The following is a 22,509-nucleotide window of genomic DNA, read 5'->3' as shown; positions in this document are numbered from 1 at the left end:
AGGACCTTCGGGCCACGACGGTCACACGCCGGGTGGTGTACAAGGGACAGCCCGGCCATCCGCATCCCCGCCCTGGAGATACCCATGACCCGCACCTCCCTGCTGCTCGCCCTCGGCCTGGTGCCGATCCTCGCCACTTCCGCCTGCAACGCGGCCGACCCGGCCGCCAACGGAGCCCAGGCCGCCGCGCCCGCAGCCTCCGCCGCCACCGACCAGCGCCCGTTCACCGCCACCGAAGTCAGCCGTTTCGACCAGCCGTGGGCGATGACCTTCCTGCCTGACGGCAGCCTGCTGGTCACCGAGAAGCGCGGCACGCTGCAGCACCTGGATCTGGCCAGCGGCCAGAAGCACGAGATCACCGGCGTTCCCAAGGTCGCCTACGGTGGTCAGGGGGCTTTGGCGACATCATCCTGCACCCCGACTTCGCCCGGAATCATGTCGTTTACCTCAGCTATGCCGAGGAAGGCACGCTGGACACCCGCGGTGCGGCCGTGGCCCGCGCGACGCTGGCGCTGGATGCAAGCGGCGCTGGCCAGCTCAAGGACGTGAAGGTGATCTGGCGGCAGAGCCCCAAGGTGAGCGGTGAGGGCCACTACGGCCATCGCCTCGCCTTCGGCCCGGACGGCAAGCTGTGGATCAGCTCCAGCGAACGGCAGAAGTTCGATCCGGCGCAGGACATGGGCGGCAACCTCGGCAAGATCGTGCGCCTCAACGACGATGGCAGCCTGCCGGCCGACAACCCGTTCGCCTCGCAGGGCGGCGTGGCCGCGCAGGTCTGGTCGCTGGGCCACCGCAACATCCTCGGCATGGCCTTCGATGCCAACGGCAAGCTGTGGGCGCATGAGATGGGCCCGGCCGGCGGCGACGAACTGAACCTGATCGTGCGCGGCGCCAACTACGGCTACCCGATCGTCTCCAACGGCGACCACTACGACGGTCGCCCGATTCCCGACCACAGCACCCGCCCGGAATTTGCTGCACCGAAGGTGACCTGGACGCCGGTGATCTCACCAGCCGGCTTCGTGATCTACAGCGGCACGCTGTTCCCGCAGTGGAAGGGCAGCGGCTTCATCGGCGGCCTGTCGTCGACCTCGCTGGTGCGCGTGGCCTTCGACGGCGACAGCGCGCGCGAAGCCGAACGCTTCAACATGGGCGAGCGCATCCGCGAAGTGGAACAGGGCCCGGACGGCGCGCTGTGGCTGCTGGAAGACGGCAGCAAGGCGCGCCTGCTGAAGCTGACACCGAAGGCCTGAGGTCGCGCCGGCCGCTGGCCGGCACGTTTCTCCGCAACGGCCCCGCACGCGGGGCCGTCTGCATTCATTGGATGGTGATGACCTTCACTTCGGTCTTCGTGCAGGCCTGGTCCAGGCACGTCCCGTTCAGCCATACCCGGCCATCACCGATCATCACGCCCTGCTGGTTGGCGAAGACCTTGCCAAAGTCCTGTTCGGACACTGCCTTGACCACGGCCGGGGTGATGATCTTCTCGTAGTTGCGCTGGAACTCACCCGGGCCGGTGATCTTCTTCCCATCGGCGATGTTCAGCGGGAAGCGCACCTGCTCGACGACGGCGGCGCGATCGCCGCCGACCACGGCGGTCTTGAAGGCGTTGAACACCTTCTCGTACTGCGCGGCATCGCCGAGTACGGCGTCGATGCGCGCGCGTGCATCTTCGGCAGGCGCCTCCACTGCGGGCGCGGCAGGTGTGGAGGTCGCGGGTTCAGCGGCAGGTGCTGCAGGCGTTGCCGCGGCACTGGCCTCCATCGGCGGCGGCGCATCCGCAGCAGGCGCGGCCGGCGGTGCCGGCTGCGAACAGGCGGCCAGCATCAGGGCGGGAATCAGACAAGCCATCCGGCGCATGCGCGCGCTCCATGGAATCAGGGAGCCCGATGGTAGCGCCGGGCCACGCCCAGCGTGTTCGTGCAGTGTGAGCGCAGCAACGCCGGGCATGGCCCGGCGCTACCGCTTGCTGTAGATCCACGCCATGCGTGGATGAGCGCGCAATCAGCCCTTCAGCAGCTCGAACTGCACCGCTTCACCGGCGGCCGACGAGGCGCACACCCACACGTCGAACACACCCGGCTCGGCACGCAGCACGCCATCGCGGCCGGTGAAGGCCAGCTGCTCGCGGGTCAGGGTGAACACCACCTCGGTGGACTCGCCCGGCTGCAGCGCCACCTTGCGGAAGTCCTTCAGTTCACGCACCGGACGCACGCGGCTGGCCACACGGTCGTGGATGTACAGCTGCACCACTTCCTCGCCGGCCACATCGCCGCGGTTGGTCAGCGTGGTGGTGAGGGTCAGGGTGTCATCCCAGCCAAGCTGGGCCGCACTCAGCTGCGGTACGCCGTAGGCGAAGGTGGTGTAGCCGATGCCATGACCGAACGGGTACAGCGGCTCGTTCGGGATCTCGCGCCAGCGTGCCTTGAACTCCGACATGGTCGGCAGTTCCGGGCGGCCGGTGCGCGGGTGGTTGTAGAAGTACGGCTGCTGGCCGGACACCTGCGGGAAACTGACCGGCAGGCGCCCGGACGGGCTGTAATCACCGAACAGCACATCGGCCACGGCGTGGCCGGTCTGCGTGCCCAGGTACCAGGTGACGGCCACCGCGTGCGCGTTGCGCACCGCGCCCTGCAGCGCCAGCGCGCGACCGTTGCGCAGCAGCACCACCAGCGGCTTGCCGGTCATCGCCACCGCCTCGGCCAGCGCCTGCTGCGCCGGCGGCAGGGTGATCTCCACGCGCGACTGCGCCTCACCGCTGTAGCGCTGCGGCTCGCCCAACGCCAGCACCACCACGTCGGCGCGCAGCGCGGCGGCCACGGCCGCTTCGGTGCCGCCCGCAATGGCGGTTTCCAGTTCGCAACCCGGCACGATCTCCAGCAGCGCTTCATCACCGATGGCCGCGCGCACGCCGGTTTCCAGGTCCACATAGCGCTGCTTGTCGCCGAACAGCGTCCAGCAGCCTTCGATGTTCTCGCGGTCCTGCACGAACGGGCCGATCAGCGCGATCTTCTGCCCGCTCTTCTGCAACGGCAGCACGTTGTCGCGGTTGTTCAGCAGCACGATCGAACGGCGTGCAGCATCGCGCGACAGTGCGTCATGCGCGGCGAGGTGCGAGGTATCGGCTTCGCGCGCCGGGTCCAGCGAACGGTACGGGTCGTCGAACAGACCAATGGTTTCCTTCAGCCACAGGATGCGGCGCACGCCTTCATCCAGCACCGCCATCGGCACTTCGCCGCTCTCGACCAGGCCCGGCAGGTGCTCGGCATAGAAGCCGCTCTGCATGCTCAGGTCCAGGCCGGCGGTGAACGCCTTGGCGGTGGCATCGCGATCGTCAGCGGCATAGCCGTGCGCGACCAGTTCCATGTCGGCGGTGTAATCGGAGATCACCACGCCCGGGAACTTCCACTCACCGCGCAGGATGTCGGTCAGCAGTTCGGCATTGGCGCTGGCCGGCACGCCGTTGATGTCGTTGAACGAGGACATCACGGTGATCGCGCCGGCGTCGAAGGCGGCCTTGAACGGCGGCAGGTGCACGTCGCGCAGGGTCTGCGGCGAGATGTCCACCATGTTGTATTCCATGCCGGCCATCACCGCGCCATAGGCAGCGAAGTGCTTGGGCGTGGCCAGCAGCGAATCGGCGGCGCGCAGGTCGCTGCCCTGGAAGCCGCGCACGCGGGCGGCGGCGAACGCGCAGCCCAGCACCACGTCTTCACCGGCACCTTCGGCGCCGCGGCCCCAGCGCTGGTCGCGGGCGATGTCCACGGCCGGCGCATAGGTCCAGTGCAGGCCGGCGGCGGTGGCTTCGATGGCGGTGGCGCGCGCGGTGCGCTCGGCCAGGTCCGGTTCGAAGCTGGCGGCCTCGCCCAGCGGAATCGGGAACACGGTGCGCATGCCGTGGATGACGTCAGCGGCCAGGATCACCGGGATGCCCAGCCGGCTTTCCTCGGTGGCGACCTGCTGGATGCGACGGCCCAGTTCGGCGCCCACGCCATTGAACAGCGAGCCGACCTTGCCCTCGCGCACCTGCTGCAGCACCTGGTCGGCATTGCGCACGTTGGCTTCCGGGTTCACGTCCGGGGCGAACGGGCGGACCATGTCCGCGAAGACACCCAGCTGGCCGACCTTTTCCTCGACGGTCATCTGGGCAATGAGGGATTCGATGCGATCGGAGGCCACCAGCAGTCCTTGATGAAAACGTTTACAAGCCCGGCATTCTAGCGATCCGGAGCCATTTGGCGAGAGGTTTCGTCGTTCAGTTTCAACCTCCAGCCGGATCCGTACGGTCCGGCCGGAGGCCTCGCAGCTTACTCCGAGCCGGCCAACTGGCGCTGCCCGGCCATCAACATGGCATCGCTGGAGGCCTGGAACACCCGCAGCCCGAAGGCCGGCAGGATTGCCAGCAGGTGGTCGAAGATGTCCGACTGCACCGCCTCGTACTCGCCCCAGGCGGTGCTGCGGGTGAAGCAGTACAGCTCCAGCGGCAGGCCCTCGGTGGTCGGCTGCAGCTGCCTTACCAGCAGGGTCATGTCGGTATGGATGCCCGGATGGCTGCGCAGGTAGCGCTCCACATAGGCGCGGAAGGTGCCCAGGTTGGTCACCCGGCGGCTGTTGACCTCGGCCACGCCCTGCTCGCGCAGGCGCCCGTTCCACTGCCCCAGCTCCTGTTCCTTCTCACGCAGGTAGTCGCCCAGCAGCGCGAACTGGCCGAGGAAGGCCAGGTCGCCCTCGTCCAGGAAACCGACGCTGTGCTGGTCCAGGTACAGCGCGCGCTTGATGCGGCGGCCACCGGCTTCCTGCATGCCGCGCCAGTTCTTGAACGACTCCGTCACCAGCTTCTTGGTCGGGATGGTGGTGATGGTCTTGTCGAAGTTCTGCACGGTAACGGTGTGCAGCGCGATGTCGATGACATCGCCATCAGCGTTCTGGCTGGGCATCTCGATCCAGTCGCCGATGCGCACGCGGCCATCGCCGCTGATCTGCACGCTGGCCACCAGCGACAGGATGGTGTCCTGGAAGATCAGCATCAGCACCGCGGTGGCAGCGCCCAGGCCGGTGACCAGATAGCGCAGGTCGACACCGGCCAGGGTGGCAACGATCGACAGGCCGGCGATCACGAAGATGACGATCTTGGCGACCTGCAGGTAGCCCTTGATCGGCTTGTTGCGTGCTTCGGGGCGACGTTCGTACAGGTCGTTGGCCGCATCCAGCGCATGCGAGATCGCCAGCACCACGGTCAGGATCGCCCAGGCCTGGCAGGCGCCGATGATGAAGCTGACCAGCCCCGGCGGCAGGTCCGGCACGATGCGGATACCCGAGGCGATCACCTGGCTGGGCACCACATTGGACAGGCGCGAGATCACCCGCATCAGATGGCTGCCGCGGCCGGTGTCGGCGCCCGGCAGGCGGCTGAGCAGGCGCCGCAGCCCGCGCAGCAGGACGCGCTTGGTGACCCAGTTGGCCAGGCCGGCGGCGATCAGCAGCGCCGTGATCATCAACGCCAGGTAGGCGCCAGGATAGGGTTCCAGTGTGTTCTGCAGCGTTTCCAGCCACTGTACCGCCACCACCGCGTCCACCATCGGTTGTCTCCTTGTTTTATTGCTGATGAGGTTGCCGGCCGGCGGCCGGCACTACCGGGTTTCCGGCCGACGGCCGGATTTACCGGGTCAGTCGCGCGTGCGCTCGATGATCACGCCCACCGCACGCGCGCCGCGCACCGCACCGGGCTTGCTCAGCTTCAGGCGCAGCCACTTCACCTCGAATTCGTCCAGCACGATCTGCGCGCAGCGCTCGGCCAGGGTTTCGACCAGGCCGAATTCCGATTCGCGCACGAACTGTTCCAGGCGCTTGCTCACCGCCTTGTAGTTCAGGGTGTGGGCGATGTCGTCGGTAGCCGCAGGGCGACGGTTGTCGAAGCCCATTTCCAGATCGAACACCAGGTCCTGGCGGATCCGTCGTTCCCAATCGTAGATACCGATCAGGGCGTCGATCGTCAGCCCCTCGATGAAAACCTTGTCCATTGCGGTTACCAGCGCCAATACAGGCGGCCATGGTAACGGCACGGCGGTGACCCTGCCCGGAACGGACGGTGGGCGTTCCGCATGGGGCGGCCCGGAAAAGACAAAGGGCCCTGCTAGCGGGGCCCTTTGGTACTACCGTTTGTCCCCGGGGGAGCTTTCTCAAGCCGCGAGTCCCGGTGGCGCAGGTGCCCAGACTAGTCAGTGACCAACCGGCGGGTCAAGGCCAATCACGACAACGCAGATCCGTGTTCCCGCCCCGGCTGAAACGCGGGAAACAGCCCACGTACACAAGGATGTTTCCTGATGGTGGCCGGCTCGGCCCCTCGGCAACATCCCGCTTCCCTCCCTCACCACACATCACCATGGCTGCATACGATGCATTGAGGCGCGCGTTGTCGGCGGAGCGACTGTCGACCTACGAGAGAATCGCATCAACCTGCAGCGCTGACGTCACTGCCGAATGCCTGTACGTGTGGAACATGCGGATGTGCGGTGCACTCATGATGCCGGTGCATCTGTGCGAAGTGGTCATTCGCAACGCAGCGGCGTCGGTCCTGGCCCGACAGCACGGCCCGCGATGGCCGTGGAATGAAGCCTTGCGGCGCAGGCTGCCCGCCGCTTCATCCACCTCGGCGAGAATCGCGCTGGAGCAAGTCGCCAGCCGCGCAACAGAGGCCTCCGAAGTCGTCGCCAACCTGCCGATGGTCTTCTGGCAGCAGCTCTTCACCTGCCGCTTCGACGCCACATTGTGGATACCTGCACTCGGCGGGGTTCTACGTCATGCGCCTTCGGCGCATCCCAGTGTCATCAGGAAAGCCATCCACGCAGACATTGGACGCATCCGGCACCTGCGCAACCGCATCGCCCACCACGAACCCATCCTGGAGCGCGACATCGGCGCAGACCTGGCCGCGATCGGGCGGCTGATCCATGCACGCTGCCCGCATACGCTGGGGTGGCTGCAGCGGCACGAGCGGGCGACGACGGTGTTGGCGGCGTCGCCGTTGGGTGCCCGCCCGTAGCGTCGAGCTTGCTCGACTGCCTCACCGCCTTTGTAGAGTCGAGCTTGCTCGACTGTTGTTGCTACGACCAACCCCGGCGAGCAAGCTCGACGCTACAGACAGCGGATTACGCCGCCGGCAGGGTCGCCATGTCCCAGCGCGGGGTCACATCCACCTTCGGTGGGCTGTGCTGGCCGGCCTGCAGGCGCAGCGCGCCGGCGAAGGCGATCATCGCGCCGTTGTCGGTGCACAGCGCCGGCCGCGGGAAGCAGGCACGGCCACCAAGACGCTCGGCCATCTGCTGCAGGCGCGCGCGCAGGCGCTTGTTGGCGCCGACACCGCCGGCCACCACGATCACATTGGTCCCGGCCGCTTCCAGCGCGCGTTCGCACTTGATCGACAGGGTCTCGACCACCGCATCTTCAAAGCCACGCGCGATGTCAGCGCGGGTCTGTTCGCTCTGGTCGCTGTCGCGCCAGGCCATCAGGACCTGGGTCTTCAGGCCGGAGAAGCTGAAATCCAGCCCCGGGCGGTCGGTCATCGGCCGTGCAAAGCGGTACGCGCCCGGCGTGCCCTGCTCGGCCAGCTTGGCCAGCTGCGGGCCGCCCGGGTACGGCAGGCCCATCAGCTTGGCGGTCTTGTCGAAGGCTTCGCCAGCCGCGTCGTCCAGGGTTTCGCCCAGCAGGCGGTACTGGCCGATGGCATCGACCGCCACCAGCTGGGTGTGGCCGCCTGAGACCAGCAGTGCCACGAACGGCGCCTGCGGCGGGTCATCTTCCATCAGCGGGGCCAGCAGATGGCCTTCCATATGGTGGACCCCCACCGCCGGCACCTCCAGCGCCCAGGCCAGCGAACGGGCCACGCCGGCACCCACCAGCAGGGCGCCGACCAGGCCGGGGCCGGCCGTGTAGGCCACTCCGTCGATGTCGTCCACACCCAGGCCCGCTTCGGCCAGGGTCTGGCGCACCAGCGGCAGCAGCTTGCGGACGTGGTCGCGGCTGGCCAGTTCGGGCACCACACCGCCGTACTCGGCGTGCAGCGCGATCTGGCTGTAGACCGCATGGGCGCGCAGGGCCGCGCTGCCGGACAGATCGGTGTCATACACCGCCACGCCGGTCTCATCACAGGAAGATTCGATGCCAAGGACTCGCATGCCTGCTATTATGACGCCCCTGCCGCCCCCTCGGGGGATGTGCAGATCTCACTGCTTTCGAACTTCCGGCCCGTATTCAGGGTTGGCCGCTTGCAGTTTGTCTATTCGCCGCTATAATGTGCGGCTCGCCGGGCGTGACCCGGTTCTACTGTGTCCCGGAGATTCCATGCCCAGCGTCAAAGTCCGCGAGAACGAGCCCTTCGAGTTTGCTCTTCGCCGCTTCAAGCGCACTTGCGAAAAGGCCGGTGTGCTGGCCGAAACCCGCAAGCGCGAGTTCTACGAAAAGCCGACCCAGGAGCGCAAGCGCAAGGCCGCCGCTGCTGTGAAGCGTCAGCTGCGCCGCTCGTCGCGCGACGTCACCAAGCGTCAGCGCCTGTACTGATCGGACGCATCTTCATTGCGGCAGGCTTGTCCTTCCGCGGTGAAGCCGAAGCCGGCACGCGCGAGCGTCGCCGGCTTTTGCGTTTCCGGGCCCGGGCATCCGCCCCGCCCCACCACCACCACGAGGTTCCTCATGAGCATGAAGCAGCAGCTCACCGACGACATGAAGGCCGCCATGAAGGCGGGCGAGAAGCACAAGCTGGGCGTGATCCGCCTGATCAACGCCGCCATCAAGCAGCGCGAAGTGGACGAGCGCATCGAGCTGGATGACACCGCGGTGATCGCCGTGCTCGACAAGATGGTCAAGCAGCGCAAGGACTCGGTCAGCCAGTACGAAGCGGCCCAGCGCGAAGACCTGGCCGAGATCGAGCGTGCCGAGATCGTGGTCATCGAAGCCTACCTGCCGGCCAAGATGGGCGAAGCCGAGATCGTGGCCGCCATCCAGGCTGCCATCGCCGAAACCGGCGCCACCGGCGCGGCCGACATGGGCAAGCTGATGGGCGCACTGAAGCCCAAGCTGGCCGGTCAGGCCGACATGGGCCTGGTGTCCAAGCTGGTCAAGCAGGCCCTGGCCGGCTGACCACCGCACCGCCTGCTGCACACGACAAGGCCCGCGCTATGCGGGCCTTGTCATTGCTGCAGGCAGGGGCGCTGCCGCTTACGCCTGGCGGCAGTTGCGCAGGGTCATCGAGCTGCCTTCGATCGAACTGACCTCACCTTCCAGCTTGGCCCAGTCACGCTCGCGCAGCACGCTGAAGTTGGCCGCCTGGTCCGGCGCGAACTCGCAGCGGATGGTGTAGTTGTTGTTGTTGAAGGTGTCGTTCTGGCGGATCCGCAGCAGGCCGCGTTCCGGCGTCACCAGGTAGTTGATCGATCCCACCTCGCCCGGGCGGGTGGAGTAGCTGTTCCGGTTGACGGTATAGATCTGCCCGTCGATGCGGTACCGGCGGCCGATGTACTTCGCATACAGCGGCAGGAAGGTAGCCGAACGATCGCCCAGGTCTTCCTTGTTGGTGGTGGTACCCAGCATCAGGTCCTTGAAGCTGCCGGCGGCATTGTAGGCGGCCATCGTGCTGCGCACTTCCTTGCCCATCTTCTTGGACAGGTCCGGGGCGGCCACGTCTTCCAGCGCAGGCATCGGCTGCTTCGCGCGCGCGGCAGCGGCAAGCGCCTCACCCTGGCTGCCGCCCTTCAGCTTGTCCAGCATCGCGCACATCGACTGCCGCGCCTCGTCCTGCCCGATCGTCTGGCCACGCGCCAGCTTGGTCGCCAGGGTCACCCGGCCGGTGTGGTCGGCGGTACCGATCAGCACCAGCGGCGTACGCAGGCCCTTGGTCTGGATCAGGTACTGGTTGCCGGTGTTGCCTTCCACCAGCTGGCCGCCGATCTCGAACTGGTCCTCGGCACCGATCTGCCGCAGCTGGTCCAGTGCGCTCTGCACCTTCAGCCCCGGCACCGTCACATCGGCCATGTACATCGCGCCGTTGCGCGGATCCCCTACCGTCTTGAATGCCTTCTCGCAGGCAGCCGAGGCGGCGGCCGCCGAGCCACTCACCGTCGCCAGCAACACCATCGTGGTGTAGACCATCCCTTTCATAACGCGTCCTTTTGCAGAGAAATTGGAATGTCGCGGCCCTGCGCAGCGGCAGCCGGCCGCGGATACCGTGGCGGCAGCCCCCTGCGCACCCACGGTCGGGCAGAAGGATAGCGCGGACGCTGTACGGCACAACGTCTGAATAGGCACTTCACCCAACCCAACACCCTGATTTGCTAGAAAAAGCATCATCCACCTGCCTTCTTCTGCTTCGATGCCGCATCCCCACGCCCTTCTGCCTGCCGTCCGATCACGCCTGGGAAAGCTGCAGGACAGCTTCCCGATGGCCGTGGCCAAGCGCTTCGTCGAGATCGACGTGCTGACCCAGGCCGCCTCGGTCTCCTTCTACGCCCTGCTGTCGATGGCCCCGCTGCTGGTGCTGCTGCTGTGGCTGACCGCTTCGCTGTACCCGCCGGCACAGCAGGCACTGATCGGCCAGATCGGCTCGGTGGCCGGCAGCAGCGTGGCCAGCGTCGCCGACACCGTGCTGCACAACGCCAACAGCCAGCCCAGCATGGGTTCGCTGGCCGGGCTGTGGAGCACGCTGCTGCTGTTTGTCGGTGCCACCGCGGTGTTCGCCCAGCTGCAGAACGCACTGAACCGCATCTTCCACACCAGCGGGCAGCGTCTGGATGGCATCAAGGCCTGGCTGCGCAAGCGCGTGTTCTCCTTCGGCGTGGTGCTGGCGCTGGGCTTCCTGCTGATCCTGTCGATGACCGCCACCACCGCGCTGCAGGTGGTGTTCGCACAGCTGCCCTCGGTGCTGCCGGCGATCGGCTACCTCACCTCACTGCTGCTGTACACGCTGGCCTTCGCCTTCCTCTACCACTACCTGCCCGACCGCCGCGTGGCCTGGCGCCAGGCCTTCATCGGCGGCGCCATCACCTCGGTACTGTTCGCACTGGGCCGCTATGGCATCGGCGTCTACATCGCCACCGTGGCCCCGGGCAGCGCCTACGGCTCGATGGGCGCGCTGGTGATCTCGCTGGTCTGGATCTACTACGCCACCGCGGTGTTCTTCGTCGGCGCACTGATGACCGCGGTGATCGACGAACGCCTGTATGCACGGGCCCAGCTGGCCAAGGGCGGGGACACCAGCGAAGAAGCGGGCCCGGCGGCCACCAGCGAGTAGACTAGGGAACCTGCCTTCCCTTCTGCGCGGCCTGCCGGCTGCGCCCTGCCCTGTTGCCCATGGCCCGTATCCCCGACGCTTTCATCGACGACCTGCTGGCCCGCACCGACATCGTCGAGGTGGTGGGCAGCCGCGTGCCGTTGAAGCGCCAGGGCAAGGAGTACGCGGCGCGCTGCCCGTTCCATGACGAGCGCTCGGCCTCGTTCACGGTCTCGCCCACCAAGCAGTTCTATCACTGCTTCGGTTGCGGCGCGCACGGCACCGCAATCAGCTTCCTGATGAACTACGACCGCCTCGAGTTCCTCGATGCGGTGGATGAGCTGGCCAAGCGCGCCGGCATGGAAGTACCGCGCAACGAGAACCCGCGCAGCCCGCAGCAGCAGGACGACAGCCGCGAGCTTTACTCGGCGCTGGATGCGGCCACCAGGTTCTTCCAGAAGAACCTGGAAGGCAGTGACAAGGCACGCAGCTATCTCGATGGCCGTGGCGTCGACGAGGACAACCGCGCCCGCTTCCAGATCGGCTATGCGCCGGATGGCTACAGCGGCCTGCGCGATGCACTGGGCAAGGACGAGCGGCGCATGAAGCTGCTCGACCGTGCCGGCCTGTTCTCCAAGAACGATCGCGGCCACGTCTACGACAAGTTCCGCGACCGGGTGATGTTCCCGATCTTCGACCGCCGTGGCCGGGTGATCGCCTTCGGTGGCCGCGTGTTCGAGAAGGACGACGGCCCCAAGTACCTCAACTCGCCCGAGACCGCGCTGTTCCACAAGGGCCGCGAACTGTACGGCCTGTGGCAGGTGCGCCAGGCCAACCAGAAGATCGAGCGCTTGATCGTGGTCGAGGGCTACATGGACGTGGTCTCGCTGTTCCAGTTCGGCGTCACCCAGGCGGTGGCGACGCTGGGCACCGCGACCACGCCGGACCATGCCGAGCTGCTGTTCCGCAACGCGCCGGACGTGTTCTTCTGTTTCGACGGCGACGCCGCCGGCCGCCGCGCCGGCTGGAAGGCATTGGAATCGGTGCTGCCGCGCATGAAGGATGGCCGCCAGGCGTTCTTCCTGTTCCTGCCCGATGGCGAAGACCCGGACACCATCGTGCGCAAGGAAGGCGCCGAGGCGTTCAACGAGCGCCTGAAGCAGGCCACGCCGCTGTCGCAGTTCTTCTTCGACGAGCTGACCCGCGAGATCAACCTGGGCACGCTGGACGGCAAGGCCCGCCTGGCCGAACGCGCAAAGCCGATGCTGGCGCAGATTCCCGATGGCGCCTTCGGCGATCTGATGAAGCAGCAGCTGGGGCAGCTGACCGGCCTCGGCGGCAATGCCCAGGCGGCACGTTCGCCGATGCCGCAACGGCCGCCGGCGCGTTCGATCCAACCGGTGGCCAAGCGCAGCCTGGTGCGTGGTGCGATTGCCGTACTGCTGCAGCAGCCTTCGCTGGCGCTGACCCTGGGCGGCAAGCACCACTTCCAGGGCCTGCGCCTGCCCGGCGTGGAACTGCTGCTGGAGCTGCTGGGGCTGGTCGAACAGCGCCCGGACATCAGCACCGGCGCGCTGCTGGAGCATTTCGACGGCCGCGAAGAACAGGCCTCCCTGCATACCCTGGCCGCGCAGACGATGCCGGGCGACGAGGCAATGTGGACCCAGGAACTGCACGATGCCGTGGCCCAGCTGGAGAAACAGCTGCTGGTGCAACGTCTGGAGGAGTTGTTGGCAAAGCAGCGCCAGCAGGGCCTGGACGATACTGACAAGTACGAACTGCGCGAGCTGCTGAAGGCCCGCGCCGGACTGCGCCTGTAGCGGCAGGACGTTTTCACGGAGAAGACCATGCCGCTGCGCCTGACCTGCCTGCTGTTGTTGTCGCTCTGCCTGCCGCTGGCCGCGCTGGCCGAAGACGCGGCGCTCAACGAAGTCCGCCCTGGCCTGTATGCCGGCGGCCAGCCCAGCGCCGTGCAGCTGCGCGAGCTTGCCGCGCAGGGCGTGCGCACCGTGATCGACCTGCGCCAGCCCGGCGAGGACCGTGGCTTCGACGAAACCGGCGTCGCCGAATCGCTGGGCCTGCGCTACGTGCGCATTCCAGTGGCCGGCGCCGAGGGCCTGGACGCGGCCAACGTGCGTGCCGTGCACCTGGCCCTGCGGCAGAGCCAGGGGCCGGTGCTGCTGCACTGCGCCTCCGGCAACCGCGCCGGCGCCGTGCTCGGCCTGGTCAACGCACGCTACGAACAGGCCAGCCCCGAACAGGCGCTGCAGCTCGGCCAGCGTGCCGGCCTGAAGTCGCTGGAAGCCGCCACCCGCCAGCGCCTGGCCACGCCGGTCACCTCGCCCTGAATCACCCGCACCAAGGAGTCCGCCCCCATGACCCGCTGGTGGTCGCGCCTGCGACCGGACAACTTCACCCTCGCCCTGCTGTGCACCGTCGGGCTGGCCTCGCTGCTGCCGATGAAGGGCGCTGCCGCCATCGTCCTCGACGACGTCACCACGGTGGCCATCGCCGCGCTGTTCTTCCTGCACGGCGCGCGCCTGCCGCGCGAATCGATCATCGGCGGCATGCTGCACTGGCGGCTGCACCTGACCATCCTGGCCTGCACCTTCATCCTGTTCCCGCTGCTGGGGCTGCTGTTCAAGCCGCTGTCGGGCTGGCTGCTGACCCCGGAGCTGTACCTGGGCGTGCTGTTCCTGTGCACGCTGCCGTCCACCGTGCAGTCCTCCATCGCCTTCACCTCGATGGCGCGCGGCAACGTGCCTGCGGCCGTGTGCAGCGCCTCGCTGTCGAGCATCCTCGGTGTGTTCCTCACACCCCTGCTGCTGACCGCGCTGGCCGGTACCTCCGGCGGCGTGCACGACCCGCTGCATGCCATCGGCGGCATCATGCTGCAGCTGCTGGTGCCGTTCGTGGCCGGCCATCTGCTGCGGCCGTGGATCGCCGGTTGGGTGGAAAAGCAGCGCGCGCTGCTGCGCTATACCGATCAGGCCACCATCCTGCTGGTGGTGTACTCGGCGTTCGGCGAAGCGGTCACCGAAGGGCTGTGGAGCAAGACGCCGTTGTTGTCGCTGTTCGCGGTGGCGATCGTGGCCGCGGTGCTGCTGGGCATCGCCATGCCCCTGATCACCTTCATCGCCCGCCGCCTGCGCTTCAACCGCGAGGACGAGATCGCCATCGTGTTCTGCGGCTCGAAGAAGAGCCTGGCCACCGGCGTGCCGATCGCCAAGGTGCTGTTTGCCGGCGGCAGCCTCGGCGCGATCGTGCTGCCGGTGATGATCTATCACCAGATCCAGCTGATCGTCTGCGGCGTGATCGCGCAGCGGTATGCAAAGCGCGCGCCCTGATCGGGCGCGCGGGTTGTTGCCGAAAACGCCATCCACGCATGGCGTGGATCTACTGTAGAGCCGAGCCGATGCTCGGCTGATGTACCGCCATGCGTGGATGCTCCCCGTTCCGCCACTAATCCACGATGGCCGCTGCGATGTCGTGCAGCAACCGCGCGTTACGCTCCACGTCGCTACCCTTTTCACCCGTGGCCACCAGACTGTAGGTCTTGCTGCGGCCCGTCCAGGCAAGCTCCACCCGGGTGTGGCCAACGCCATCAGCACGCTTCCTCAGCTGCGCAAGTACGCCGTTGACCGTGGTGTTCTGCGCCTCGGCGATGGCTTCGATGTGCGTGCCCGCAGCGAGGAAGTTGTTCTCGCTGAACTCCACGATGCCGACACCCCCAGCCGGTAGAAGCGACTGAGGCCCGAGGACGTCCCTCCCTCCAGCACGCCACTGGGCTCCATGCCAATCAATTCTGCCGGCCCCAAGGGGCTGGCCAGCAGCGCGCTGGGAGGCTGCGGCAGGCGCTGGCGCAGTTCCGATGCCGAGCGGTGACGTCGAGGCAGGGCCGCAAGCATCTGGGCCTGCGTCGGGATACTGCCCTCCGCAACCCGCACCACCCCTTCGGATCGCGCGATGTCAGCACGAAGCTGACGCTTCACCTCTTCAGGTGCGTCCAGGTCCGCCAATCGCACGATGCGGTAGCTGCCCACGCCGGCGGACAACCTTCCCATAGTCGAATCCTTATCCTGCATTGCCATCTGCAGGGCACGCTGGTGCAGCCAACGTCCCACCGGATCGGGATCTGTACCCGACTGGGACGCGTGGGCGGACATCGATATCGCCAATGGGATTGCGATGCAAACGAGCTTTTTCATGATGCTCACCACTCCGAAAGTTGGCAGTCGACCGCGCTCGTGGACTGAGTGAATACACGCCCGTCCAGCACCCATGTGTGATAGCCGTGGACGACCATCCGCTCCGGATCGGAGCCATCCCCCGCGTAGAAGCGCCAGGAGAAGTGTCCATTGTTGGGTGCACCGAAGACGTGCTTTGGTTCGATGTTCCCCAGCGGGATGTGTCTGGTGACGGCCGACCCCTGGAAGTTGCGAAACTGAGGCCGTTCGTAGGTAACGGATTCATTGATGAATCCGATACAGTTCGCCCGGCTCAATGCTTTCACTTCCGCTGAAGCATTGCCGGCAAGGCAGGCAACCGCGGCACCTAGAGCGATGGGCAGAGAAAAGTGGCTTCTCATTGATTGCTCCACAGAATTGCGAGTCATCTCGCTCGTCCTGTGTATCCACTCCGGATCGTCCCGCCTGGCAGATCCATCCGCATCTGTGATCCATGGCTCGCGGGGAGTCAGCGACGCGGCAAATCCCTACACCTTGCCCGGTAGATTTTTTGGCGCGGCGCAATCCTGGGGAGGGGAAGCCGACACCGGATGCACGGGATCAGGAGACCCATCCACGCATGGCGTGGATCTACTGCTGGTCGACGTCACCGATGGTTTGGGGTAGATCCACGCCATGCGTGGATGGGTTGCCTGGCGCTACGGGTCCACCAGGGTGCCGACGCTCAGCTGCGGCATCCACACCCACAGGTCGTACTCGCGCTCGGCATGGGTGTTGACCTGCGCCGCGCGCGCCGGCCGTTCGAGCAGGGCCAGTGCCTTGCAACGGTCCATGCATCCCCAGAAGTGCCCACGCAGCGCTTCCAGCCGCACGCTGTAGATATCCAGGTCACGCAGCGTCGATGCCATCGGCCGGGTCTGCATTTCCGGCGGCGCATCGGCGGGGCGTTGCAGCATGGCGTGCACATTGCCGGTCAGCACGACCATGCGTGCGCCGTCGGGCAGGCGCCGGTACAGGCGCCGCAGCTCGGCGGCCATGCGGTCATCGCGATCCTGGTTGCCGCCGTCGCTGCTGTTCACGTCGTAGCCCACCACCTCGATCGCACGGCCCTGTGCCTTCAGCGCGCGCAGTGCTTCGATCATCGCCAGCATGTCGCGGCTGCGGCGGCCATCGTGCTGGTCATTGCGCACGGTCCAGAACGCACGGTCGTGCAGGCGTTGGCGCGCCGCCGTCCCGTCATCGGAATCCAGATAGTCGTGCAGCGCGGGGCTCTCAGCACGGGGCAGTTCCAGCGCCAGCAGTACCGGCGTACCGTCGCGGCTGTAGTCGTCCACCAGCTGGCGCACCAGCAGTGGTACCTCGCGGGTGCCGTGGAATTCGCCCAGTACCAGCAGGCGATGCTCGGCGGCGTGCTGGCGGATCTGCGCGGCAGTGTCGTTGGCATGCGCACCGAACGCCATGCCCAGCGCCAGCAGCAGCGCGGTGGTCCAGCGGAAAATCGAATGCATCCTTGCTCGCTCCTTTCCTTGGGGTCAGGAACAGCAATGGCGACGCCGCTGGAAGGGATCAAGTGTAGAGCCGAGCCCACGCTCGGCTGCTCTCCCCCTCAGCCGAGCATGGGCTCGGCTCTACAGGTGGCGCCTTACAACCAGGGCAGGATCCAGTGGTCGACCAGCAGGAAGGCAAACAGCGCCATCAGGTAGACGATGGAGTAGTGGAACATCTTCATCGAGAACAGTTCGTCCGGCGGGTCCAGCATGCGCCAGGCGTACCAGAGGAACACGGCGTTGAGCACGATCGCGCCGCCCAGGTAGAACGCGCCGCTCATGCCCACCAGGTACGGCAGCAGGCAGACCAGCGCCAGCACCACCGAATACACCATGATCTGCTTGCGGGTGTGCACCACGCCATGGGTCACCGGCAGCATCGGGATCTTCGCCTTGGCATAGTCCTCGCGGCGGAAGATCGCCAGCGCCCAGAAGTGCGGCGGCGTCCAGATGAAGATGATCAGCACCAGCAGCGACGAGTACGCCCAGTCCGACGGGCCCTGCATGCCGGTGACCGCGGCCCAGCCCAGCATCGGCGGCATCGCCCCGGCCAGGCCACCGATGACGATGTTCTGCGAGGTCGCGCGCTTCAGGTACACGGTGTAGATCACCGCGTAGCCGATCAGCGAGGCGAAGGTCAGCACGGCGGTGATCAGGTTCACCCACAGCACCAGGATGACCATCGACAGCACGATCAGCACGCCGGCAAACACCAGCACCTGCCATGGCTTGACCTTGCCCACCACCAACGGACGCCACGAGGTGCGCGCCATCTGCGCGTCGATGTGCGCATCCAGCAGTTGGTTGATGGCGGCGGCGGCCGAAGCGGCCAGCCAGATGCCGAGGAAGCCGAGCAGGCCGGCACGCACCTGCTCCCAGCTGGGCACGCCCGGAATGGCCAGGACCATGCCGACCAGGGCGGTGAACACAATCAGGGCGACGACCTTGGGCTTGGTCAGGTCCCAGTACTGGCGGTAATTGGCAAACATGGAATCAGTCCGGGGCACGCAGGCGGGCCAGCAGGCTGACCAGCACGAACAGCAGGGCAACGGCCACGCCGTTGTGGGCAACGGCCACTTCCAGTGGCAGCGCCAGCTTTACATTGAGGATACCGAGGGTGACCTGCAGCACCAGCAGCGCGATCAGCGCGCTGGCCCAGCCACGCATGCTCGGCAGGCGGAACAGGCGCACGCCCAGCCACAGCAGGTAGACCGCCACCACCATCGCGAACAGGCGGTGCGCCATCTGGATGGCGATACGGGAGGCGCCGTCCAGCACGCCGCCTTCGTAATCCACGCCGATGCCACGCCACAGAGTGAAGCCTTCGGCGAAGTTGTGTTGCGGCCACCACTGGTTGGCGCAGCGCGGGAAGTTGTCCATCGACAGGCTGCCACCACCACAGGCGAGCGCGGCGTAGTTGGCACTGACCCAACCACCCAGTGCGATCTGGGTGACCAGCACGGCCACGCCGATGCGCAGCAGCCACTTCAGCTTCGGTGCTTCGGCCAGGGTGATCGGCACATGCGTGGCACGCCAGGCCATCCACACCAGCAGGCCGAACATCAGCATGCCACCCAGCAGGTGACCCATCACCACGATGGGTTTGAGCAACAACGTCACCGTCCACATGCCCAGCAGGGCCTGGAAGATCACTACCGCCAGGGTCAGCAGCGCTGCGCGCGCCAGGTCGATGTTGCTCCAGCGCAGCGCGGCGATCAGCAGGATCGCCTCGCCGATCAATGCCAGGGCGCTGGCGGTGCCATGCCAGCCCATCATGTACAACGGTATGCCAGCGGCCACCAGCACGCAGGCGGTCACCACCGCCGTGCTTCCGAAGCGTCGCTTGCGCGTGGCCAGCAGGGCCAGGGTCAGGATCTCGATGCCCAGCGCACCGGCCAGGAAGCGGTGCACCTGCTCGCGCCAGGCCTTGTGGGTCTCCAGCGGGCGGATCTCTGCGGCCGGGTGCCCGACGGTCTCCTCGATGTGCTGCGGCCAGGTGGCGCGGCCATAGCAGGTCGGCCAGTCCGGGCAGCTCAGGCCGGCATCGGACAGGCGCACGAAGGCGCCGAACATGATCGTGCTCGCGGTCATGATCATGGCGAACCACGCCAGGCGGTGGAAATTGCGGTGCAGCGCCGGACGCGCGGAAAGGCTCATCAAACGGGACTCACTTCAGTTTCAGCAACGTGGCCATGTCCTTGCGCAGGCCACCGAGGTCGGAACCCGGGGCATGGCGCATGATCACGAAGCCGTTCGGATCGATCACGTAGACCGGCAGTCCCGCCGGATCATCGACGCCCGGCAACGCCGCGCGCAGGGCGGGCGACGGAGCCAGCGGCCGCAGCGCGGGCAGCGAGGCGATCGACGCCGGTGGCGTTCCCAGCCACAGGATCTCGACATTATCGGCGTTATGGCCGAACAGCTGCCACACCTTGCCCAGTCCCTGCGACAAAGTGACGCACTGCGCGTCGCAGCCCCGGACGGCGCCACCAGCAGGCGCCAGGTGCGTGCCTCGGGGTTCCACGGATAGGCCTGGCCATTGGCCAGGGTCGGTGCCTGCTGGCGTAGATCCACCGGCGGCTTCAGCAACTGGCCGGCATTGCGGTGCCCGGTCGGCTGCCAACCGGAGAAGCGCAGCACGGCGGCCAGCGCCATCGCGCCGAAGAACACGGCAAACAGCAGCACCAGGGTCCGGCGGCCGGAGCCGCGCGCCTGCGGGGACGTAGCAGTGTTCATGCGGGGCATTTTCTCATGGTTGGGTAAGGGATGCCGGTCGGGCCACCGCGCGTCTCCGGCGCCATTCCAGCACCAGCGCCACCACCAGCACGGTCAGGGCCAGCCCGAACCACTGCACGGCATAGCCCAGATGGCGCTGCGGCGGCAGCGTGTTGGGCAGCAGGTCCAGGTCGCGCTCGTCGCCGAACGGCAGCGCCGGGTCCAGCCGCAGCACCCGCTCTGGCAGCGCTTGCAGTCCCAGCGCGCGGGCCAGGCCTTCGGCGGGCAGACGGCTGGCCAGCCAGCGGCCCGGTTCCCCGGTGGCGGAGAATGCGGGGCCCAGTGCCAACCCGGCCGCCGGCGGCGGTGCCAGCAGCCCGCGCACCGCCACCGGCGAGGGCGGCGGCGGCACCTGCGGCAACGTGCGGTCGGGCGGCAGCGCGCGCCATCCCAGGTCGACCAGCAGCACGCTGCCATCGTCACTGCGGAACGGGCGGTAGATCTTTACGCCCGCCCGGCCGTGCCGGGTCTGGTTGTCCAGCAGCACCACGCCGGGCAGGAAGCGACCGTGATCGGCCACACCGTGCAACGCACCGGGTGCTGCCAGGGCCTGTGCCAGCGACAGTACCTGCGCTGCGGCTGGACCTTGTGCATCCAACATGGCCTGTTTGGCATGCATGCGCTGCAGCTGCCACAGCCCCAATGCGGTGAAAGCGGCCATCGCCAGCACGGCCAGCAGCCATCCAATCACGCGTGTGTGCTGGCGCATCATGACAAGTCCGCGCAAACGCGGTCAGATAGGCGCATCCACCCTGCCCTCGAGCCGCGCATGAGTGATTCGCTGAAGACCCTGCTGGTAATCGCGTTTCTGATCGTCATCGTCTGGAATCTGGGCGCCGGCCTGTACTACCTGCTGGTCGACCGCGGCCAGACCAAGCGCACGGTCAACGCACTGACACGTCGCATCTCGGTGTCGGTGGCGTTGATCCTGCTGGTGATCGTGAGCATCTACATGGGCTGGATCAAGCCGCACGGCATCGGCGGCTGAGGCCACCGTTGCCTGCGTGGTCAAAGCACGTAGACGAACAGGAACAGCATCAGCCACACCACGTCGACGAAGTGCCAGTACCACGCGGCGGCTTCAAAACCGAAATGGTTGTCGCGGGTGAAGTGCCCCTTGGCCGACCGCAGCCACATCACGATCAGCATGATCGTGCCCAGCAGCACGTGCGCGCCGTGGAAACCGGTCAGCATGAAGAAGGTCGAACCGTAGATGCCGGAACCCAGCGTCAAGTTCAGCTCCTTGTAGGCGTGGATGTATTCCTCCGCCTGCAGGGTCAGGAAGCCCAGGCCCAGCACCACGGTCAGGCCCAGCCAGATCAGCAGCTGGCGGCGGTTGCCAGCCTTCAGTGCGTGATGGGCGATGGTCAGGGTCACGCCGGAGGTCAGCAGGATCAGCGTATTGATCAGCGGCAGGCCCCAGGCCGGGATGGTCTGGAACGCACCGCCGATCGCCGCCGGGCCGTTGGTGGGCCAGCCGGCCGAATAGCCCTGCCAGAGCAGCTCGTTGGTCATCACCCCACGGCCTTCGCCGCTGAGCCAGGACAGGCCCAGGTTGCGGGTGTAGAACAACGCGCCGAAGAAGGCACCGAAGAACATCACTTCCGAGAAGATGAACCAGACCATGCCCATCCGGAACGAGCCATCCACCTGGCGGTTGTAATGGCCCGCCTGCGATTCGCGCACCACATCGCTGAACCACCAGAACAGGGTCAGCACCAGCATCGCAATGCCGATATAGAAGGTCCAGCGTCCCCAGCTGGCATCGTTGAGCCAGCTGGCCACGCCGACCATGGTCACCATCATCGCGATGGAACCCACGAACGGCCATTTGCTCTGGGCCGGAACGAAGTACACGTTGGCGTCGGTCGGTGTCTGGGCCATGTCGGTATCCGGGTCAGGGTGCGGCGTGCGCGCCTTCCGAGGTGGCGGCCGGGGCCAGCCGATCGGACAGCGCGTCGTTGCGGTAGAAAGTGTAGGACAAGGTGATCGTCTTGATTTCCGGCGGCAGGTCCGGATCGACGATGAAGCGCACCGGCATGTCGCGCTTCTCGCCGGCCTGCAGCGTCTGCGCGGTGAAACAGAAGCATTCGGTCTTGCTGAAGAAGCCCGACGCGCGCGCCGGTGCGACGGAAGGCACCGCGCTGCCGACCACGGCGTTGGCGCTGTCGTTGCGGGCGAAGTACAGCGCTTCGTTGAGTTCGCCCGGCACCACGTCCATGGTCAGCTGCTCGGGGTGGAACGACCACGGCAGCCGCGAATTGACGCCGCCATCGAACTCCACGCGCACGGTGCGCTTGCCGGCCGCCGCGCCGGTGCTGGCCTCGCTGCCGGGACCGCGCTCCAGGCGCACGCCGAAGACCTTCTCGCAGGCGATGCGGTACAGCGGCACCAGCGAGAACGTCAGCAGGAACACCGCCACCGCCACGCCGATCAGGCGCGGCAGCCCGGCGCTGGGTGACGGCGTGCTGGCCGGTGCCTCGCTCATCGGCCGATCACTCCGCTGAGGATGAAGCCGACGTAGACCAGCACCGCGATCGCGCCGACCCAGGCCGCAGTGCGCCTGGCGCGCTGGCGCTGCTGTTCGATGCCGTTGCTCTGGCTGTCGCTCTGGTAGAGCCGACCGCTGGTCGGCTGTTCTTCGCTGTTGTAGAGCCGACCGTTGGTCGGCTGCTTCTCGTCAGCCGAGCATGGCTCGGCTCTACACGGGGCAAGTGGGCTCTCGTTATGCATGCCCCAC

23 protein-coding genes and 2 pseudogenes are annotated in these 22,509 nt (G+C 67.0%); 9 read left to right on the top strand and 16 right to left on the bottom strand.

Annotated features, from left to right (window positions below; translation table 11 throughout):
* The first annotated feature begins 84 nt into the window (after positions 1-84).
* Positions 85-1,253: pseudogene (locus N4G47_RS00330) on the top strand (PQQ-dependent sugar dehydrogenase).
* Positions 1,254-1,317: 64 nt separating this feature from the next.
* Here N4G47_RS00330 and N4G47_RS00325 read toward each other — a convergent pair.
* The 4 genes from N4G47_RS00325 to folB form a co-directional block, all read right to left on the bottom strand.
* The gene (locus tag N4G47_RS00325; protein WP_475284484.1) at positions 1,318-1,860 is read right to left on the bottom strand and encodes a hypothetical protein; all 543 of its coding nucleotides are present in this window, start codon (positions 1,858-1,860) and stop codon (positions 1,318-1,320) included.
* 144 nt (positions 1,861-2,004) lie between these two features.
* Positions 2,005-4,179 (bottom strand): glycoside hydrolase family 3 N-terminal domain-containing protein, encoded by a 2,175-nt coding sequence (locus N4G47_RS00320; protein WP_475284482.1) that lies wholly within the window; start codon positions 4,177-4,179, stop codon positions 2,005-2,007.
* Positions 4,180-4,307: 128 nt separating this feature from the next.
* Positions 4,308-5,579 carry a mechanosensitive ion channel family protein gene (locus N4G47_RS00315; protein ID WP_475284480.1) on the bottom strand — a complete coding sequence of 424 codons (1,272 nt, stop codon included), beginning with the start codon at positions 5,577-5,579 and terminating at the stop codon, positions 4,308-4,310.
* Positions 5,580-5,666: 87 nt separating this feature from the next.
* Positions 5,667-6,020 (bottom strand): dihydroneopterin aldolase, encoded by a 354-nt coding sequence (gene folB / locus N4G47_RS00310; RefSeq protein WP_049465349.1) that lies wholly within the window; start codon positions 6,018-6,020, stop codon positions 5,667-5,669.
* A gap of 362 nt (positions 6,021-6,382) precedes the next feature.
* Here folB and N4G47_RS00305 point away from each other — a divergent pair, with 362 nt between their 5' ends.
* Positions 6,383-7,042, top strand: a complete 660-nt coding sequence (locus N4G47_RS00305; RefSeq protein WP_475284478.1) for a hypothetical protein — start codon at positions 6,383-6,385, stop codon at positions 7,040-7,042.
* Positions 7,043-7,148: 106 nt separating this feature from the next.
* On the opposite strand, the gene tsaD is transcribed toward N4G47_RS00305, so the two are convergent.
* Positions 7,149-8,174: a tRNA (adenosine(37)-N6)-threonylcarbamoyltransferase complex transferase subunit TsaD gene (gene tsaD / locus N4G47_RS00300; RefSeq protein WP_475284476.1), complete on the bottom strand. Its 1,026-nt coding sequence runs from the start codon at positions 8,172-8,174 to the stop codon at positions 7,149-7,151.
* A gap of 166 nt (positions 8,175-8,340) precedes the next feature.
* Here tsaD and rpsU point away from each other — a divergent pair, with 166 nt between their 5' ends.
* Both rpsU and N4G47_RS00290 read left to right on the top strand, forming a co-directional pair.
* Positions 8,341-8,556 carry a 30S ribosomal protein S21 gene (gene rpsU, locus N4G47_RS00295; protein WP_002808376.1) on the top strand — a complete coding sequence of 72 codons (216 nt, stop codon included), beginning with the start codon at positions 8,341-8,343 and terminating at the stop codon, positions 8,554-8,556.
* A 132-nt stretch (positions 8,557-8,688) separates the two neighbouring features.
* Complete coding sequence (locus N4G47_RS00290; RefSeq protein ID WP_475284474.1) at positions 8,689-9,135, top strand: GatB/YqeY domain-containing protein; 447 nt, start codon at positions 8,689-8,691, stop codon at positions 9,133-9,135.
* A gap of 78 nt (positions 9,136-9,213) precedes the next feature.
* Here the strand turns inward: N4G47_RS00290 and N4G47_RS00285 are convergent, their stop codons facing one another.
* Positions 9,214-10,152, bottom strand: a complete 939-nt coding sequence (locus N4G47_RS00285) for a hypothetical protein (protein ID WP_295576486.1) — start codon at positions 10,150-10,152, stop codon at positions 9,214-9,216.
* Positions 10,153-10,363: 211 nt separating this feature from the next.
* Between N4G47_RS00285 and N4G47_RS00280 the strand changes: the two genes are divergently transcribed.
* Genes N4G47_RS00280 through N4G47_RS00265 form a run of 4 tightly spaced genes read left to right on the top strand, consistent with a single transcriptional unit; the run spans position 10,364 to position 14,607 of the window.
* The gene (locus N4G47_RS00280) at positions 10,364-11,281 is read left to right on the top strand and encodes a YihY/virulence factor BrkB family protein (protein ID WP_475284472.1); all 918 of its coding nucleotides are present in this window, start codon (positions 10,364-10,366) and stop codon (positions 11,279-11,281) included.
* 59 nt (positions 11,282-11,340) lie between these two features.
* On the top strand, positions 11,341-13,080 hold the full coding sequence (dnaG, locus tag N4G47_RS00275; RefSeq protein WP_475284470.1) for a DNA primase: 1,740 nt from the start codon (positions 11,341-11,343) through the stop codon (positions 13,078-13,080).
* A 27-nt stretch (positions 13,081-13,107) separates the two neighbouring features.
* On the top strand, positions 13,108-13,608 hold the full coding sequence (locus N4G47_RS00270; protein ID WP_475284468.1) for a protein tyrosine phosphatase family protein: 501 nt from the start codon (positions 13,108-13,110) through the stop codon (positions 13,606-13,608).
* A gap of 27 nt (positions 13,609-13,635) precedes the next feature.
* Complete coding sequence (locus tag N4G47_RS00265) at positions 13,636-14,607, top strand: bile acid:sodium symporter family protein (protein ID WP_475284466.1); 972 nt, start codon at positions 13,636-13,638, stop codon at positions 14,605-14,607.
* A 115-nt stretch (positions 14,608-14,722) separates the two neighbouring features.
* Here the strand turns inward: N4G47_RS00265 and N4G47_RS00260 are convergent, their stop codons facing one another.
* The 7 genes and pseudogenes from N4G47_RS00260 to N4G47_RS00230 form a co-directional block, all read right to left on the bottom strand.
* Positions 14,723-14,977 carry a hypothetical protein gene (locus N4G47_RS00260; RefSeq protein WP_475284464.1) on the bottom strand — a complete coding sequence of 85 codons (255 nt, stop codon included), beginning with the start codon at positions 14,975-14,977 and terminating at the stop codon, positions 14,723-14,725.
* A 496-nt stretch (positions 14,978-15,473) separates the two neighbouring features.
* Positions 15,474-15,875, bottom strand: coding sequence for a hypothetical protein (locus N4G47_RS00255; RefSeq protein WP_475284462.1), 402 nt, complete (start codon positions 15,873-15,875; stop codon positions 15,474-15,476).
* 270 nt (positions 15,876-16,145) lie between these two features.
* The gene (locus tag N4G47_RS00250; RefSeq protein WP_475284460.1) at positions 16,146-16,955 is read right to left on the bottom strand and encodes a calcium-binding protein; all 810 of its coding nucleotides are present in this window, start codon (positions 16,953-16,955) and stop codon (positions 16,146-16,148) included.
* 134 nt (positions 16,956-17,089) lie between these two features.
* Positions 17,090-17,983, bottom strand: coding sequence for a heme o synthase (cyoE, locus tag N4G47_RS00245; RefSeq protein WP_475284458.1), 894 nt, complete (start codon positions 17,981-17,983; stop codon positions 17,090-17,092).
* A 4-nt stretch (positions 17,984-17,987) separates the two neighbouring features.
* Positions 17,988-19,151 (bottom strand): COX15/CtaA family protein, encoded by a 1,164-nt coding sequence (locus N4G47_RS00240; RefSeq protein WP_475284456.1) that lies wholly within the window; start codon positions 19,149-19,151, stop codon positions 17,988-17,990.
* Between the two features lie 10 nt (positions 19,152-19,161).
* A pseudogene (locus tag N4G47_RS00235) lies at positions 19,162-19,730 on the bottom strand (hypothetical protein).
* Positions 19,731-19,743: 13 nt separating this feature from the next.
* Positions 19,744-20,481 carry an SURF1 family protein gene (locus tag N4G47_RS00230; protein ID WP_475284454.1) on the bottom strand — a complete coding sequence of 246 codons (738 nt, stop codon included), beginning with the start codon at positions 20,479-20,481 and terminating at the stop codon, positions 19,744-19,746.
* A 57-nt stretch (positions 20,482-20,538) separates the two neighbouring features.
* Here N4G47_RS00230 and N4G47_RS00225 point away from each other — a divergent pair, with 57 nt between their 5' ends.
* Complete coding sequence (locus N4G47_RS00225) at positions 20,539-20,757, top strand: twin transmembrane helix small protein (RefSeq protein ID WP_005407794.1); 219 nt, start codon at positions 20,539-20,541, stop codon at positions 20,755-20,757.
* Positions 20,758-20,777: 20 nt separating this feature from the next.
* Here the strand turns inward: N4G47_RS00225 and N4G47_RS00220 are convergent, their stop codons facing one another.
* The 3 genes from N4G47_RS00220 to N4G47_RS00210 are packed head-to-tail and all read right to left on the bottom strand — an operon-like array spanning position 20,778 to position 22,502.
* On the bottom strand, positions 20,778-21,653 hold the full coding sequence (locus N4G47_RS00220) for a cytochrome c oxidase subunit 3 (protein WP_107232103.1): 876 nt from the start codon (positions 21,651-21,653) through the stop codon (positions 20,778-20,780).
* Between the two features lie 13 nt (positions 21,654-21,666).
* On the bottom strand, positions 21,667-22,257 hold the full coding sequence (locus N4G47_RS00215; protein WP_475284451.1) for a cytochrome c oxidase assembly protein: 591 nt from the start codon (positions 22,255-22,257) through the stop codon (positions 21,667-21,669).
* Positions 22,254-22,502, bottom strand: coding sequence for a hypothetical protein (locus N4G47_RS00210; protein ID WP_475284449.1), 249 nt, complete (start codon positions 22,500-22,502; stop codon positions 22,254-22,256). The genes N4G47_RS00215 and N4G47_RS00210 overlap by 4 nt, the downstream gene beginning before the upstream one ends.
* Positions 22,503-22,509 lie beyond the last annotated feature (7 nt).

The sequence above is a fragment of the Stenotrophomonas sp. GSD10 genome (assembly GCF_056172695.1).
The sequence above is the reverse complement of the archived record's forward strand: the minus strand, read 5'-3'. Positions and strand labels throughout refer to the sequence as shown.

What these genes read in the sequence shown, in the direction of transcription:
- N4G47_RS00215 (WP_475284451.1), bottom strand. Translation starts at nt 22,257, where the DNA reads ATGAGCGAGGCACCGGCCAGCACGCCGTCACCCAGCGCCGGGCTGCCG.
- rpsU (WP_002808376.1), top strand. Translation starts at nt 8,341, where the DNA reads ATGCCCAGCGTCAAAGTCCGCGAGAACGAGCCCTTCGAGTTTGCTCTT.
- N4G47_RS00265 (WP_475284466.1), top strand. Translation starts at nt 13,636, where the DNA reads ATGACCCGCTGGTGGTCGCGCCTGCGACCGGACAACTTCACCCTCGCC.
- N4G47_RS00305 (WP_475284478.1), top strand. Translation starts at nt 6,383, where the DNA reads ATGGCTGCATACGATGCATTGAGGCGCGCGTTGTCGGCGGAGCGACTG.
- N4G47_RS00315 (WP_475284480.1), bottom strand. Translation starts at nt 5,579, where the DNA reads ATGGTGGACGCGGTGGTGGCGGTACAGTGGCTGGAAACGCTGCAGAAC.
- N4G47_RS00230 (WP_475284454.1), bottom strand. Translation starts at nt 20,481, where the DNA reads ATGATGCGCCAGCACACACGCGTGATTGGATGGCTGCTGGCCGTGCTG.
- N4G47_RS00270 (WP_475284468.1), top strand. Translation starts at nt 13,108, where the DNA reads ATGCCGCTGCGCCTGACCTGCCTGCTGTTGTTGTCGCTCTGCCTGCCG.
- folB (WP_049465349.1), bottom strand. Translation starts at nt 6,020, where the DNA reads ATGGACAAGGTTTTCATCGAGGGGCTGACGATCGACGCCCTGATCGGT.
- N4G47_RS00220 (WP_107232103.1), bottom strand. Translation starts at nt 21,653, where the DNA reads ATGGCCCAGACACCGACCGACGCCAACGTGTACTTCGTTCCGGCCCAG.
- dnaG (WP_475284470.1), top strand. Translation starts at nt 11,341, where the DNA reads ATGGCCCGTATCCCCGACGCTTTCATCGACGACCTGCTGGCCCGCACC.
- N4G47_RS00290 (WP_475284474.1), top strand. Translation starts at nt 8,689, where the DNA reads ATGAGCATGAAGCAGCAGCTCACCGACGACATGAAGGCCGCCATGAAG.
- N4G47_RS00240 (WP_475284456.1), bottom strand. Translation starts at nt 19,151, where the DNA reads ATGAGCCTTTCCGCGCGTCCGGCGCTGCACCGCAATTTCCACCGCCTG.
- tsaD (WP_475284476.1), bottom strand. Translation starts at nt 8,174, where the DNA reads ATGCGAGTCCTTGGCATCGAATCTTCCTGTGATGAGACCGGCGTGGCG.
- N4G47_RS00285 (WP_295576486.1), bottom strand. Translation starts at nt 10,152, where the DNA reads ATGAAAGGGATGGTCTACACCACGATGGTGTTGCTGGCGACGGTGAGT.
- N4G47_RS00255 (WP_475284462.1), bottom strand. Translation starts at nt 15,875, where the DNA reads ATGACTCGCAATTCTGTGGAGCAATCAATGAGAAGCCACTTTTCTCTG.
- N4G47_RS00210 (WP_475284449.1), bottom strand. Translation starts at nt 22,502, where the DNA reads ATGCATAACGAGAGCCCACTTGCCCCGTGTAGAGCCGAGCCATGCTCG.
- N4G47_RS00325 (WP_475284484.1), bottom strand. Translation starts at nt 1,860, where the DNA reads ATGCGCCGGATGGCTTGTCTGATTCCCGCCCTGATGCTGGCCGCCTGT.
- N4G47_RS00225 (WP_005407794.1), top strand. Translation starts at nt 20,539, where the DNA reads ATGAGTGATTCGCTGAAGACCCTGCTGGTAATCGCGTTTCTGATCGTC.
- N4G47_RS00250 (WP_475284460.1), bottom strand. Translation starts at nt 16,955, where the DNA reads ATGCATTCGATTTTCCGCTGGACCACCGCGCTGCTGCTGGCGCTGGGC.
- cyoE (WP_475284458.1), bottom strand. Translation starts at nt 17,983, where the DNA reads ATGTTTGCCAATTACCGCCAGTACTGGGACCTGACCAAGCCCAAGGTC.
- N4G47_RS00280 (WP_475284472.1), top strand. Translation starts at nt 10,364, where the DNA reads ATGCCGCATCCCCACGCCCTTCTGCCTGCCGTCCGATCACGCCTGGGA.